Here is a 13909-nt window from a genome sequence, read left to right on the forward strand (position 1 = left end):
CTGCCGGGAACAGAAGGGCGGTTTTAAACCTTAGAGTTGATTGCATAAGAAAGGTGGCAAGATAGTAAGAATACTTATTAAGTCAAAAAGCCGGTAATTACACTTACCGGCTTTTTCGTTTTACTTTTCCTCTATCACTAGAAATTAGGTCCTTCTTTTTCCTTTTCTTTCTCGTAGGCTCTGATGATGGCTTTTACCAGGCGGTGACGTACCACATCTTCTTCGTCCAGCTCAATATGGGCAATGCCCTCGATGTTACGAAGGATACGACTTGCTTTTTCCAGGCCACTGCGCTGGTTTTTAGGTAAGTCAATTTGTGTGGGGTCGCCGGTGATCAATGCTTTTGCATTAGCACCAATACGGGTGAGGAACATTTTTATCTGCAGATCGTTGGCGTTCTGCGCTTCATCCAAAATGATAAAAGCATTGTCTAATGTACGACCGCGCATGTAGGCCAGGGGAGCTATTTCAATAGTACGGGTACTCATGTAATAGCCCAGTTTATCGGCCGGGATCATATCATCCAGCGCATCGTATAAAGGACGCAGATACGGATCGATCTTTTCTTTTAAATCGCCGGGCAGAAAACCAAGGCTTTCACCTGCTTCTACCGCCGGACGGGTTAAAATGATCTTTTTCACCACTTTGTTCTTCAATGCGCGAACTGCGAGTGCAACGGCGGTATAGGTTTTACCTGTACCGGCAGGGCCTATGGCAAACACAATGTCGTTACGGTCGGCTGCCAGCACCATTCTTTTCTGGTTGGCAGTGCGTGCACGAACGGTTTTGCCGTTAGGGCCAAATACAAGGATGTCGTTGGGATTTTTATCAACAAAGTTGTCGATGGTTTCGGCGTCGTCGCCTCCTAAAATCTGTTCAAAATAGTTTTCTGTAAGCCCTCCGTTTCGTTCCATGTATTGAACGATCAGGTCAATTTTTTCCTTTGCCGTTTCAATGTGTTCAGGTGCACCACTTAGTTTTATTTGTGTACCTCGTGATAAAATTTTTAACAAAGGGAATTTCTTTTTTAGCAGGTCAAGCTTACGATTGTTAACACCGAAAAATTCAATCGGATTTACGGAGTCGAGGTTAATGATTGCTTCTGTCAAGGTGCAAAGCTTTAAGTGATAAATTCGGCCTCTGGGTACTTTCAAGGGAACTGCCGGTGATTGCCACGTTTTAGACATGTACTCATTCATGTCTACTCAAACTTACCCTAAAAACGTACCAAATGCTAATTAAATTATTAACAACTGTGCTGAATATGTGTATGGCTTTCTGCGCTTTTTTCGCTATATTCTAGCAAGGTCGTGTATGGCTTTTTTAGGGTCAGACGATTTGAATACATTACTTCCTGCCACTAACACATCGGCCCCTGCTTTAATGATCTCTGCTGCATTCTGCGCTGTTACACCGCCATCTATTTCAATAAGTACATCGTGGTTTCCTTCGGTGATCATTTGTTTTAACTGCCTGATACGTGTAAGCGTATGGGGAATAAATTTTTGTCCGCCAAAGCCCGGGTTTACACTCATAATCAGCACCGTGTCAATGTCGCCGATAATATCGTGTAACATAGCAATGGGAGTATGAGGATTTATTGCCACACCTGCCTTCATTCCCAGTTGTTTAATCTGCTGAATGTTACGGTGCAGGTGGGGGCAGGCTTCTATATGCACGCTCAGCCTGTCGGCTCCGGCTGCCTTGAATGCTTCGGTGTATTTTTCTGGTTCCACTATCATCAGGTGCACATCCAGCACTTTGCTGGTGGCGGTGCGTATTTGTTCTACCACGGGTAAACCAAAGCTGATATTGGGCACAAACCTTCCATCCATGATATCGAGGTGTAACCATTCAGCTTCGCTTTCATTTACCATTTTGCATTCTTCTCCTAAACGGAGAAAGTCGGATGCCAGGAAGGAAGGTGCGATAATAGCCATATAACAAGTTTTAAAGTGTGTGCACTTATTTTTCGAGCTGCTGAATTTTTTCACGTGCTTCTTTCATGCCTTTATCCAGGCTTAATGCCTGTTTAAAGCGCAGTACGGCGCTGTCTTTTTTATTCATCATTTCGTAGGCGCGTGCCTGATAGTAGTAGGCATCGGCATAAAGCGTGTTGATAGAAGAGGCAAATTTAAAAACGTCCAGCGCTTTATCGTATTGCTGGTGATCGAAATATACCAGGCCTTTTTCTATATAAGCCTCCATATAGGTGTAATTGGCAGCCAGGCAGTTATTCAACTGTTTAATAGCATTGGTGGTGTCGCCGGTGCGGGCATAATATACTCCCGATATAAAAGCACAGTGCGCATCGTATTCGCGGCCTAAGCGCATGTGGTTTACATTGTCTATTACAGCCAATGTTTGTGGGTTTTTATTTTCGGCCATCAGGCTTGCCAGCGATAACATGGCTTCGGGGGCGGGGTAAATGTGCAGGGCGCGCTCATAGTCTTTGATAGCACGGGCGGTATCACCGGAGTGCTCCCATACCTGTGCTTTGGAATACCACAGGCCATAGTTGAGACTATCTTTTTTAATAAGGCTATCCATCTGGGCCAGCGCTTCGGGGTACCAGGCGGCACTATCGTACATCACGGCCAGCTTTAAACGCAATCCGGCGCTATCGGGGCGTAGTTTTAATAAACTTACCAGGCTTTGTGCTTCGGGCGACAGTTCTTTTCTGCTGCTGGTTGCTGTATCTTTATCGTTGTTGTTGCTTTTGTCTTTACAACTGGCAAATAGCGTTATTCCGGCTACTGCTATACTTAATCCGTAATTCATTATCCTGATCATAGAAGCTCAAAAGTAAAAAATCAAAATGCAAAAACGGGCAGGAAAGAGAAAAAGGGCGTGTTTTGGTACTTTGTTGTTTCTGCGGTTACTTTGCCCCCACAAACCAAAGATGATATGAATACCGGATTACTACACTTACATAGTTTTTTACGCTGGGTTATTTTAGTGTTACTGATTGTGAACATTGTAAGGCATTTTGCCAATGCACAGAAGCCTTATACCGCCGGAGATAAAAAACTGGGACTGTTTCTGATGATAGCTGCGCATATTACCTTGTTAATAGGTTTGATTCAGGTAATCTGGGGCAGATACGGCTGGGTGAATGTACCGGCAGGGGAGAATGTTATGAAGAACAGCTTCTGGCGCTTTTTCCTGATAGAACACCCGGTAGGAATGATCATTGCCATCGTGCTGATTACTATTGGTAAAGGTGTGGCTAAAAAGAATATTACCGATGCTGCCAAACATAAGAAAGCGGCGTGGATGTTTACCATTGCATTGATTATTATATTGGCTACTATTCCATGGCCTTTCCGTGAAATCGTGGGTGCTGGCCGTGGCTGGTTTCCGGGCATGCACTAATCACTGAAATTTAAAATACGTTCATCAAAAGGAGGCAATGTTTTACATTTGCCTCCTTTTGATTTTTTCTAATAGCGTACTTACTATCTGATATATGGCTGTAAAACAAAATGATCATAAAACAGTGTTGTTGTTATCGCCTCATCGTTTGCTGGGCGATTATCAGCAGGTGCTGGAATCGTTACATATTATCAAATACGAAGGCAGCAAGGTGGAATATATACCCTGTAAAACAGATGCTGCTGAGGTGAAGGAATATTACCCGCATTTATCCAAACCTGCGAAGGAAGCCTTGCCGGGCTTTACGCGGGAAGGTATTAAGGAGTTGAAAGAGCAGTTGAAAGAGCGTTATAACAAACTAAAGCCGGAAAGTGATTTTGATACTTTTTACCAGCATGCGGCTGTGCGCCGTTTGCAGGAGTTGTTTGAGCCGTTGAAGGCGCAGGCGGCCCAGGTAAAATGGTATCATAAGGTAGAGATGGAGAACGGCAATTTCAAAACTTCGCCTTGTAATTTCAGTGGGTTAAGGCCCATGCTGCAGTTTGAAGTGAGCAGGAGTGAGGAAGGGGAATTACAACTGAATTGTTCTGTATTTGTAAGCGGTGGCGCACACCCTTTGTCGGAATATAAACGCAGCCGTTTTTTACTGGAAAGGGAAGGGGAATACTACCTGCTTACCCATACGGATTACACCACTTTGCAATGGCTGGAACAAAAGCCGGAGCGTTTGTATAATAAAACGCCACAGGCTTTTGCGCAACATATTTTAGCCAAGCTGGAAGGGGAGTATACCGTAAGGCGTAACAACCTGTTTGCAGGGGATGAGGTGAAGGTGGTGCCGCAAAACAGGATTGTGCTGAGTGAAATACATCCTTCTTACCTGGTGATAACGCCGCAATGGTTGTATGACGAGTTTAGTGTGGAAGGAGCGTTTAAAGAAACGATGGAAGTGAGCCGTGATGGCAAGGTTTTCCAGGTAGTGCGGGATAGGGCACAGGAAGAGGCCTTTTTGCAATTACTGGAAAGTTTGCATGAAAGTTTTCCTAATCAGAAGAATGGTTACTACCACATCACATTTGATGAAGCGCGTAAAAAACAATGGTTTTTAAAAGTATACCATCGCCTGCTGGAACTGGATGTGCAGGTGGTGGGCATGGATATGTTGCAGCATTTCCGGTATTCCACTTTTAAAGTGGCTACTACGGCTACTATTGTAAAAGAAGAAGCCAATGCGGTTACGCTGCAAATGTCAGTAAGCTTTGGCAAAGAAGAGATTTCGTTGGTAGAGTTGCAGAAGCAGCTGTTTATACGCCAGCATATGGTGTTGTTAAAAGATACTTCGCTGGGGGTGCTCGATGATGAATGGTTGCAGCGTTACAGTACGCTGCTGCGCCATGGTAAGGTGGCGAAGAATATGGTTACGGTATCGCGCTGGCTGGCTTTTTGCGAGCAGCAGGCTACGGAAGATACCCAGGTGTTGAAGCAGGTGATTCCCAAACCATGGTGGGAGAAATGGGAACTGTGGCAGAAAGACGACGGTTTAATTTATGATGTGCCTGCGGGTTTGAAGGCTACTTTACGCCCGTATCAGCAAAAAGGATATGAATGGCTGAGCCTGCTGGCAGAAGCCGGTGCAGGCGCTTGCCTGGCAGATGATATGGGGTTGGGTAAAACCTTGCAAACCATCACTTTTCTGGCTCAGCAATCGCATTTGCAGGAGAAGGCGGTGCATTTGATCGTATGCCCTTCTTCGTTGTTGTTTAACTGGCAACAGGAATTGAATAAGTTTGCGCCCCATTTGAAAACGCTGGTGCATTATGGCAATAGCCGTAACACACCGCTGGTGATGAAAAAACAACACCAGGTGGTAATTACCAGCTACGGCACTTTGCGGGCAGATATTGAAGAACTGAGCACGATGTCTTTTGCGGTGGTAGCATTGGATGAGAGTCATCATATTAAAAATCCTTCCGCACAGATAACGCGTGCGGTAAGCAGGTTACAGGCTTCGTTTGGCATTGCACTAAGCGGTACGCCGGTAATGAACAATACGTTTGACCTGTATGCACAGATGAACTTTTTGTTGCCGGGCATGTTTGGTAACCGCGAATTTTTTAAGCGGGAATATGCCGATGCTATTGACCGCAACCAGGATGAGGTAAAGATCAAGGCTTTGCATAAGCTTACCTCGCCCTTTATCTTACGCCGTACCAAGCAGCAGGTGGCCAGCGATCTGCCACCGAAAACAGAGATGGTGATGTGGTGTAATATGGAGCCGGCACAAAAGGCTTTGTACGACGAGATTAAAGAGAGCATTAAAAGCAGTGTGTTTATGGACATTGCCAAGGATGGCCTGGGCAAAAGCACGCTGGCTTTATTGCAGGGAATGTTGCGTTTGCGCCAACTGTGTAACAGTCCTTTGTTGCTTCCGGAGAATGACCGTAAAAATTGTACGGAGAGTGTGAAAACCGACCTGTTGATGGAGGAGTTGAGCAATAACCTGAAAGATCATAAGGTGCTGGTGTTTTCGCAGTTTGCTTCCATGTTACGGTTACTGGCGGATGGCTGTAAGGAGCGTGGGCTGGCGTATTATCATTTTGATGGTTCTACACCACCGGCACAGCGGGCCGAAATGGCGAATGCTTTCCAGGAACCTGGTAATAAAGTGAACATCTTTTTAATCAGCTTAAAGGCGGGTAATGCCGGTTTAAACCTTACCGCAGCGGATTACGTATTTTTATTCGACCCGTGGTGGAATACAGCGGTGCAGCAGCAGGCTATTGACCGGGCGCACCGGATTGGACAAACGAAGAATGTATTTGCCTATAAAATGATATGTAAAGACACCATTGAGGAGCGTATTATACAATTACAGCAGCAAAAACATGCCTTGGCAGGGGCGCTGGTAACGGAGGAAGAGGGAGATAGTTTTGTGAAATCGCTTACCGAGGAAGACGTGGCCTACCTGTTCAGCTAGTATAAAGATTGTGTTAAAAAAGGCGGATACTGACCTGTTTAGTGAACGAAATTTACCTTTGCTTGTAATTGAAGCATTGTAGAACGTAAAACTGAATCACATGGAAAAGCAATTTGACGGAAAGGTAGCATTGGTTACCGGGGCAGGATCTGGAATAGGCAAATCAACAGCTTTATTATATGCCGCACAGGGCGCAAAAGTAGTAGTGTCGGACATTAACGAAGCACATGGACAGGCGGTAGTAGAAGAGATTAAAGGAAAAGGAGGAGACGCCTTTTTTATAAAGGCAGATGTAGGTAACGCTACGGATTGTGAGCGTTTGGTAAAAGAAACGGTGAAGCAATACGGTAAGCTGGATGTGGCTTGTAATAATGCTGGTATTGCAGGGGAGAGTAACCTGGTGGGTGATGTGGATATTAACAACTGGAATAAGGTGATTAACATTAACCTGAACAGTGTGTTTTATTGTATGAAGTACGAAATTGAAGCGATGCTGGCCAATGGTGGCGGAAGTATTGTAAACATGGCTTCTATATTAGGCCAGGCTGGTTTTGCCAATTCATCGGCCTATGTAGCAGCCAAGCATGGGGTGGTAGGGCTTACTAAAACTGCCGGTATTGAATATGGTACCAAAGGCATTCGTATCAACGCGGTAGGCCCGGGTTTTATTAAAACGCCTTTGTTAAAGGAAAGTCCTGACAGCAGTCTGGAAGATGCATTGGTACCTTTGCACCCGATAGGCCGGTTAGGCGAGCCGGAAGAGGTAGCGGAGCTGGTTATATGGTTAACCAGTGATAAGGCTTCTTTTGTAACGGCTACTTATTATGCAGTGGATGGCGGTTATCTGGCCAGATAGAATCTGACTTTATATAAATAAAAGGCCCCGGTTTACAGTAAACCGGGGCCTTTTATTTATCAGTTTGTAGGTAAAGCTTATTCTTTTACCAGTTTCATTTCAGCATATACTGTACCTAAAGCTTTATAGGTTATACCGCTGGAGGTTGAATTCTGGTTAACATTTGAACGGCTAATGATGCTTAATGTATCGTTTTTTATAGTGTATTTGCAGCCACTGGCTCCTCCTCCAACAGTTGTAGTTCCATCGGTAACATTTACTAGCGCGCCTGAAGAAAGATAAAGGGAGTCGCTACCTACTGCCTGATAAGCATAACTGACAGTGGTGGGATCTACCGCTTGTGAAAACTCCATGTTGTCGATTGATTGATCCGGATCGTATGCTCCGTTATAGTAACCTGTTACATTTATGGTGCCATAGGCTGTATAGCCAATTCCTTTACTGTCTATTTTGTCGGCGCTAAATACCATAGTACCCACGTTATCGCTGGTGGTGTACTGTGAGGTAGTAATAGTTTGTAATTTTTCGTTGGTAGCAGGAGAAGTTACGGTTAGATCGGCAGTGGTTTTGGCGTTCATTCCAATAAATTTCCAGCTACCAAATAAAGCTGCAGCAGAAGAATTATCTGTTGAATCTGATTCTTTTTTACAAGAAGCGAAAGCGGCTACAACGAAAATTGCGCCTAGGAGAGCATTTTTTTTCATTTTTTACGAGTTTGGTTGAGGGCGTAAAGGTATATGATTTAAAAATATGATTTAGGGTTTCTACTGTTATAAAGACTGCGAGTATTGCCTTTAAGCAGACGAACAGTGATGAAGGGCGGGTGTGTTGAATACGTGCTGGGGGAAGTGTTATAGCGGATAGTTTGGCCAGGTAAGTAAAATGCCCGAACTTTTACTTTTCAATTTTTGCATGAGAATCTAAATACCACACTCCTTTATGAATGAACGTAAATGGGCTGCCTGGAGTGCAGCATTGTTTTTATTAGGCGCCTGTAATTCCGACCTGGATGAAGCGGTTAAGGGACTGGATACCACGGCAGCGCTGGCTATTAATGACACCAGTTTTGCCAGGCATATTCAAGTGCTGGCCTCTGACTCTTTTGAAGGAAGAAAGCCTTTTACGGCAGGAGAAGAGAAAACGATCGACTACTTGTCGGCCCAGTTTAAAGCATTAGGGCTGCAGCCGGGCAACGGCAGCAGTTATGTGCAGGATGTGCCGATGGTGGAAATTCATTCCAAGCCTGCTGGTCCGTTGGTGTTTACGGGCAAAACCGGTTCCCTTTCACTAAATTATCTCGATGATTATGTAGCGGCTACCCGCAGGGTAAAAGAGCAGGTGTCTATTGCTAATTCACCGGTAGTGTTTGCTGGATATGGTATAGTAGCACCTGAGTACAACTGGAATGATTATGCCGGGTTGGATGTAAAAGGTAAAACAGTGCTGGTGATGGTGAATGATCCGGGTTTTGTAGACAGTAGCCTGTTTAAAGGCAGGCGTATGACCTATTACGGACGCTGGACCTACAAGTTTGAAGAAGCGGCGCGCCAGGGGGCTTCGGGTATTATCATTATACACGACACCAAGCCTGCGAGCTATGGCTGGACGGTAGTGCGTAGCAGCTGGAGCAAATCGAAGCTGTACCTGCAAACGGCAGATGATAATATGTCCAGGGCTGTGGTAGAAGGCTGGATCACTACAGAGTCGGCTGCCAAACTGTTTCAGCTGGCAGGTGTTTCGCCTGATTTGTTGAAGCAGGCCGGGCAAAAAGGGTTTAAACCGGTAGACCTGGGTGTAACCACGTCGCTGGTGGTGAACAATGAATTAAAGAAATCTACGTCACATAACGTTTTGGCTTTATTACCGGGTACTGACCGCAAGGATGAGGTGGTTATCTATTCTGCCCACTGGGATCATTTTGGCAAGGGAGAAGCGATTAACGGCGATTCTATTTACAATGGGGCAGTTGATAATGCTTCGGGCACGGCTGCGTTGCTGGAAATAGCTACTGCCTTTTCCAAAGCGGCTAAAAAGCCCTCCCGTTCGGTATTGTTTTTATCGGTAACCAGTGAAGAGCAGGGCCTGCTGGGCAGTGAGTATTATACTATGCATCCCGTTTTTCCCGTAACCAAAACGGTAGCAGATATCAACATGGATGTATTACAGCCTTTTGGCCGTATGCAGGATATTGGGGTGGTTGGTTATGGACAAAGTGAGCTGGATAAGTATGCAGTGGATATGGCAGGCATACAGGGCCGTATGGTGCATGGCGAGCCTGACCCTTCGGGCGGCTGGTATTTCAGAAGTGATCATTTCAATTTTGCCAAAGTGGGAATACCTGCGTTGTATATCGAGAATGGTATTATTTCCACTACGCACGAAGGTGGCTGGGGCAGGGCCCAGGGAGAAAATTACAATAAGCACATTTATCACTCGCCTAAGGATGAATACAACCCTTCGTGGGATTTTTCGGGTATGGTAGAAGACGCACGTTTATTGTTTAATGTAGGGTATAAACTCAGTAATGAAAGCAGTTTTCCCAAGTGGAAAGAAGGATCTGAATTTAAAGCTATCCGCGATAAGCAGCAGGTAGGGGGAAATTAGTGGTAATTTAGGGGGGTAACCCCCTTAAAATACCGTGTTTTAACGGGTTGTCTTACTTGTACAAATGACGTTTATTTGTGACTGTGTAAAGCCCCCTTCCCCTAAACGCTTAGAAGGCCAACTGTGAGGGCTGTTAACATTCCCCTGAAAACTGAACCAGCTATTGGATGGATTGTTTACAGCCCGGGTTGGTTATTTAATCTTCCAGTTCAATTACTTCACAATTTTTGATTTCTTTTCCGTCGATGGCAAAACGGATAAGGGTGCGCACTTTTTGCCAGCCTTGTTTACCAGCTGCCCCGGGATTCATGTGCAGGCATTGCAGCTTAGGATCGAACATGATTTTTAAAATGTGCGAATGGCCGCTGATGAATAAGTTGGGTTGTTGTTGCAGAATAGTGTCTTTTACACCGGGTGCATATTTGCCAGGGTAGCCGCCAATGTGCTGCATATATACCTTCACCTGTTCGCAGGTAAAAATGAGTTTTTCGGGAAATGCTTTTTTGTCAATATCCGCTCCGTCAATATTACCGTAAACACCTTTCAGCGGTTTAAATGCTTTTAATGCTTCGGGTATGGCAGCTGTACCAAAATCCCCTGCATGCCATATTTCATCGCAGTGGGCAAAGTGCCTGAATACCGCCTGATCCAGGAAATCATGTGTGTCTGAAATTAATCCTATACGTGTCATAGCTGATTTAATCTACCAGTTTATCCTGTTGTAATTTTTCAAATGCCATCAATACACCTACCACCTGATGCTGTTGTTGTTGATAATCGTTTAAGGTAAAATAACGTAAGTCGCCAATTTCGGCAGCAGGTTTTGGTGTTTGGCTCAGGTGGTGCAGAAAGCATTGTTGCTGCATGGTAACATCCTGTTCGCCAAAAGCCGGAGCAGTAATATGGTAGTAGGAGATAAGCTCATTTTCGGGAATATGGATATTCAGTTCTTCCTGTATTTCGCGTTGCATACCTGCCACTGCCGTTTCTCCTGCATCTATTTTTCCTCCGGGCAGGTACCATGCCTGTTTGTTGTTACTGAAAGCGAGCAGCAGCTTTCTTTCCTTTACTACAATTAGCCCTGCACATTGAATCATTTTGCTCATAATAGTGCAAATATTGTATCTTTAGCGGAACGATTGCAAGTTTATGCCATTCTTCCGGAATTTTACCTACTGGATTGATAAGCGCAGATGGAAATATTTTTTTCTGCTTGTGACGCTTGCGCTTTCCCATTTCTCTGCTTCTGTTTAGTGTTGGTTATTTTTTATTATTTCAAACCTGTTTTGCTATGCCTTATTATCACAAGCTGGGAGCTATTCCCCATAAACGTCATACCCAGTTCCGTCGTCCGGACGGTTCTTTATATGCTGAACAATTATTTAGTACCGAAGGGTTCAGCAGCGATTATTCTTTATTATACCATTGTCATCCACCTACTGCCATTATAGAAACAGAAGAGCCTTATGATGTAATGCCGCAGATTGCTGAGGAAAAGATGTTGAAGCACCGGAGTTTTGAGGGGTTTAAAATAGCTCCTCAAACCGATTATTTAAAAAGCAGGGTGCCAGTGCTGGTAAACAACGACTGTCATATTTCACTGGCAGCGCCTACGCAAAGTTTATCGAAGTATTTTTATAAGAATGCCGATGCCGATGAAATGCTATTTGTGCATGAAGGCAGCGGGCAGTTGTTAACGCAGTATGGAGTGATTCCTTTTGAATATGGCGATTATCTGGTTATTCCACGCGGCACTATTTATCAACTGGAGTTTAATAACATCAATAACCGGTTGCTGATTGTAGAAAGTTTTAGTCCCATCCGTTTTCCTGACAGATATAAGAGCAAAAATGGTCAGTTGCTGGAGCATTCGCCTTATTGCGAGCGCGATATACGTGCGCCGCAACATTTGCTTACCAACGACTTAAAAGGCGATTATGTGATTAAGACAAAGAAAAAAGGAAGGATGTATCATATCCATTATGCTTATCATCCTTTTGATGTAATAGGCTGGGATGGATGCTGTTATCCTTTTGCCTTCAGTATTCATGATTTTGAACCTATTACAGGCCGTGTACATCAGCCACCACCGGTGCATCAGACTTTTGAAGCGCATAATTTTGTAGTGTGCAGTTTTGTACCACGGTTATATGATTATCATCCGCAGAGTATTCCTGCGCCTTATAACCATAGTAATATAGATAGTGATGAGGTGTTGTATTATGTGGATGGCGATTTTATGAGCCGGAAGCATGTTACCAAAGGTATGATAACGTTACATCCTGGGGGCATACCGCATGGTCCGCACCCAGGTACGGTGGAAAAGAGCATCGGCGCTAAAGAAACCCGCGAACTGGCGGTAATGATCGATACTTTTCATCCGCTGCAACTGACCGTTCAGGCACTGGCAATAGAAAATGAAGGCTATACGATGAGTTGGATGGATTAACGACAGTTGGAAGCTATTAGTTGAAAGTTTTTAATCAGAAACCAGCATATTATTAGTGAATGATAGAATGTCCTGCACATGGTTATGTGCAGGATATTTTGTTTATTGCACTGGCTGAATTAGTTATGTAATAAAATCAATAGTTATGGAATACAGGATACTGGGAACAAGTGATGTGAAAGTAAGTGCTATTACGTTTGGTGCATGGGCTATTGGTGGCTGGATGTGGGGAGGAGCGGAGAGAAAGGATGCTTTGGAAGCTATTCTGGCTTCATATGATAATGGTGTTACTTCTTTTGACACGGCACCTGCTTACGGGCAGGGGTTAAGTGAAGAAATTATAGGGGAAGCTTTGCAGCAAATACCCCGTGATAAGGTACAGATATTAACCAAATACGGGTTACGCTGGGATGTGAAGAAAGGGGAATTCTTTTTTAACAGCACAGATAATGCGGGTAATCCTATTGATATGTACCGCTATGCCGGTAAAGAAAGTGTAATAGAGGAATGTGAAAACTGTTTGCGCCGTTTAGGTACTGATTATATTGATCTGTTCCAGATTCACTGGTCGGACAAAACCACGCCGATAGAAGAAACCATGGAAGCTATTGCACTGTTGCAGCAGCAGGGTAAAATAAAAGCGGGCGGCGTGTGTAACTATACAGCCGATGAAATGAAGGCAGCAGAAAAAGTAGTATCGCTGGCTGCTAACCAGGTGCCTTATAGTATGGTGCTGCGGGATATTGAAAAAGAACTGGTGCCGTATACCCGGCAACATAATAAAGCGATTATTGCTTACAGTCCTTTACAACGTGGTTTGCTCACCGGTAAAATAAAACCGGGGCATGTGTTTAACGATGGCGACACCCGTGCGGGCAATCGTTTTTATACTGATGAAAATATTTCCCGTATCAATGCTTTTTTATCTGGTATAAAACCGCTGGCCGAAAGCAAGGGCGCTACCCTGGCACAGCTGGTAATAGCCTGGACCATTCAACAACCTGGTATTACCGTGGCGTTAGTGGGGGCCAGGAATGCCGAACAAGCCATTCAAAACGCCAAAGCTGCGGAAGTGGTGTTAAAACCGGAAGAAATTATGTTTATCAACGACCGTTTGGCCCAACTGGAGCTTGTTAAACCTTCCTAGGCCTGCGGGCGTATGGCAGGAATATTGTACAGAATTCAGTAAATTACTGTACAATAAAAACAATGCTATATGATCAAGTTTAACGAAATGCAACCAGGCGATTTTGTAATTGCCGAATATGAAGGACAAAGACGTATGGGAGAAGTTACCGGACTGGACCATTCGGCCCGGTTGGTGGGGGTAGAAACAGATGTGCAGGAATTCTGGTATGCTCCTGAACACGTTCATCCTATTTCCATTACTGATGAAAGTTTATCGTGGCTTAACTTTACCAAAGAAGTACAGTCTAACGGCTCTGTAAAATATAAAAAGGGATCGTTTCGGTTGTGGATACCGGCTCCCGACCAGTTTTCTGCGTTGGAAATCTGGTATCGCGAAGATCAGCGCACACACCCTGATGTGCATTATGTTCACCAGCTTCAAAATCATTATTTACAGATGACTAAGATCCCTTTAACAAGGGAAGTGATGGTTTAATAATGTAGTCTATCTTGCATGCAG

General features: G+C 44.4%; 13 protein-coding genes. 7 read left to right on the plus strand and 6 right to left on the minus strand.

Annotation, left to right across the window (positions count from 1 at the left end):
- Positions 1–137 precede the first annotated feature (137 nt).
- The 3 genes from FLA_RS06055 to FLA_RS06065 form a co-directional block, all read right to left on the minus strand.
- A complete protein-coding gene (locus FLA_RS06055; RefSeq protein WP_076380141.1) occupies positions 138–1109 on the minus strand; it encodes a PhoH family protein in 972 nt (323 codons plus the stop codon).
- A gap of 183 nt (positions 1110–1292) precedes the next feature.
- Positions 1293–1940: a ribulose-phosphate 3-epimerase gene (rpe, locus tag FLA_RS06060; RefSeq protein ID WP_076380140.1), complete on the minus strand. Its 648-nt coding sequence runs from the start codon at positions 1938–1940 to the stop codon at positions 1293–1295.
- Between the two features lie 25 nt (positions 1941–1965).
- Positions 1966–2793 carry a tetratricopeptide repeat protein gene (locus FLA_RS06065; protein ID WP_076380139.1) on the minus strand — a complete coding sequence of 276 codons (828 nt, stop codon included), beginning with the start codon at positions 2791–2793 and terminating at the stop codon, positions 1966–1968.
- Between the two features lie 114 nt (positions 2794–2907).
- On the opposite strand from FLA_RS06065, the gene FLA_RS06070 reads away from it, so the two are divergent.
- The 3 genes from FLA_RS06070 (at position 2908) to FLA_RS06080 (ending at position 7208) form a co-directional block, all read left to right on the plus strand.
- Positions 2908–3375, plus strand: a complete 468-nt coding sequence (locus FLA_RS06070; RefSeq protein ID WP_076380226.1) for a hypothetical protein — start codon at positions 2908–2910, stop codon at positions 3373–3375.
- Between the two features lie 94 nt (positions 3376–3469).
- Entirely contained in the window at positions 3470–6352 is a 2883-nt protein-coding gene (locus FLA_RS06075; protein ID WP_076380138.1) for a DEAD/DEAH box helicase, read from the plus strand.
- Between the two features lie 100 nt (positions 6353–6452).
- Positions 6453–7208, plus strand: a complete 756-nt coding sequence (locus FLA_RS06080) for an SDR family NAD(P)-dependent oxidoreductase (protein WP_076380137.1) — start codon at positions 6453–6455, stop codon at positions 7206–7208.
- Positions 7209–7285: 77 nt separating this feature from the next.
- Here FLA_RS06080 and FLA_RS06085 read toward each other — a convergent pair whose 3' ends face one another.
- Positions 7286–7786: a hypothetical protein gene (locus FLA_RS06085; protein ID WP_170022673.1), complete on the minus strand. Its 501-nt coding sequence runs from the start codon at positions 7784–7786 to the stop codon at positions 7286–7288.
- 361 nt (positions 7787–8147) lie between these two features.
- On the opposite strand from FLA_RS06085, the gene FLA_RS06090 reads away from it, so the two are divergent.
- On the plus strand, positions 8148–9812 hold the full coding sequence (locus FLA_RS06090; RefSeq protein WP_076380135.1) for a M28 family metallopeptidase: 1665 nt from the start codon (positions 8148–8150) through the stop codon (positions 9810–9812).
- 196 nt (positions 9813–10008) lie between these two features.
- Here the strand turns inward: FLA_RS06090 and FLA_RS06095 are convergent, their stop codons facing one another.
- Positions 10009–10503, minus strand: a complete 495-nt coding sequence (locus FLA_RS06095) for a metallophosphoesterase family protein (RefSeq protein WP_076380134.1) — start codon at positions 10501–10503, stop codon at positions 10009–10011.
- A 7-nt stretch (positions 10504–10510) separates the two neighbouring features.
- Positions 10511–10918, minus strand: a complete 408-nt coding sequence (locus FLA_RS06100) for an NUDIX hydrolase (protein WP_076380133.1) — start codon at positions 10916–10918, stop codon at positions 10511–10513.
- A 185-nt stretch (positions 10919–11103) separates the two neighbouring features.
- Here FLA_RS06100 and FLA_RS06105 point away from each other — a divergent pair, with 185 nt between their 5' ends.
- The 3 genes from FLA_RS06105 (at position 11104) to FLA_RS06115 (ending at position 13885) form a co-directional block, all read left to right on the plus strand.
- A complete protein-coding gene (locus FLA_RS06105; RefSeq protein WP_076380132.1) occupies positions 11104–12261 on the plus strand; it encodes a homogentisate 1,2-dioxygenase in 1158 nt (385 codons plus the stop codon).
- A 145-nt stretch (positions 12262–12406) separates the two neighbouring features.
- Entirely contained in the window at positions 12407–13408 is a 1002-nt protein-coding gene (locus FLA_RS06110; RefSeq protein WP_076380131.1) for an aldo/keto reductase, read from the plus strand.
- A 69-nt stretch (positions 13409–13477) separates the two neighbouring features.
- On the plus strand, positions 13478–13885 hold the full coding sequence (locus FLA_RS06115; RefSeq protein ID WP_076380130.1) for a hypothetical protein: 408 nt from the start codon (positions 13478–13480) through the stop codon (positions 13883–13885).
- The last annotated feature ends 24 nt before the right edge of the window (positions 13886–13909 follow it).

This window comes from Filimonas lacunae (genome assembly GCF_002355595.1).
In the GTDB taxonomy this organism is placed as follows: Bacteria; Bacteroidota; Bacteroidia; order Chitinophagales; family Chitinophagaceae; genus Filimonas; species Filimonas lacunae.

Coding starts and splice junctions, on each gene's coding strand:
- rpe (WP_076380140.1), bottom strand. CDS start 1,940: ATGGCTATTATCGCACCTTCCTTCCTGGCATCCGACTTTCTCCGTTTA.
- FLA_RS06100 (WP_076380133.1), bottom strand. CDS start 10,918: ATGAGCAAAATGATTCAATGTGCAGGGCTAATTGTAGTAAAGGAAAGA.
- FLA_RS06075 (WP_076380138.1), top strand. CDS start 3,470: ATGGCTGTAAAACAAAATGATCATAAAACAGTGTTGTTGTTATCGCCT.
- FLA_RS06110 (WP_076380131.1), top strand. CDS start 12,407: ATGGAATACAGGATACTGGGAACAAGTGATGTGAAAGTAAGTGCTATT.
- FLA_RS06085 (WP_170022673.1), bottom strand. CDS start 7,786: ATGAACGCCAAAACCACTGCCGATCTAACCGTAACTTCTCCTGCTACC.
- FLA_RS06095 (WP_076380134.1), bottom strand. CDS start 10,503: ATGACACGTATAGGATTAATTTCAGACACACATGATTTCCTGGATCAG.
- FLA_RS06090 (WP_076380135.1), top strand. CDS start 8,148: ATGAATGAACGTAAATGGGCTGCCTGGAGTGCAGCATTGTTTTTATTA.
- FLA_RS06105 (WP_076380132.1), top strand. CDS start 11,104: ATGCCTTATTATCACAAGCTGGGAGCTATTCCCCATAAACGTCATACC.
- FLA_RS06065 (WP_076380139.1), bottom strand. CDS start 2,793: ATGATCAGGATAATGAATTACGGATTAAGTATAGCAGTAGCCGGAATA.
- FLA_RS06115 (WP_076380130.1), top strand. CDS start 13,478: ATGATCAAGTTTAACGAAATGCAACCAGGCGATTTTGTAATTGCCGAA.
- FLA_RS06070 (WP_076380226.1), top strand. CDS start 2,908: ATGAATACCGGATTACTACACTTACATAGTTTTTTACGCTGGGTTATT.
- FLA_RS06080 (WP_076380137.1), top strand. CDS start 6,453: ATGGAAAAGCAATTTGACGGAAAGGTAGCATTGGTTACCGGGGCAGGA.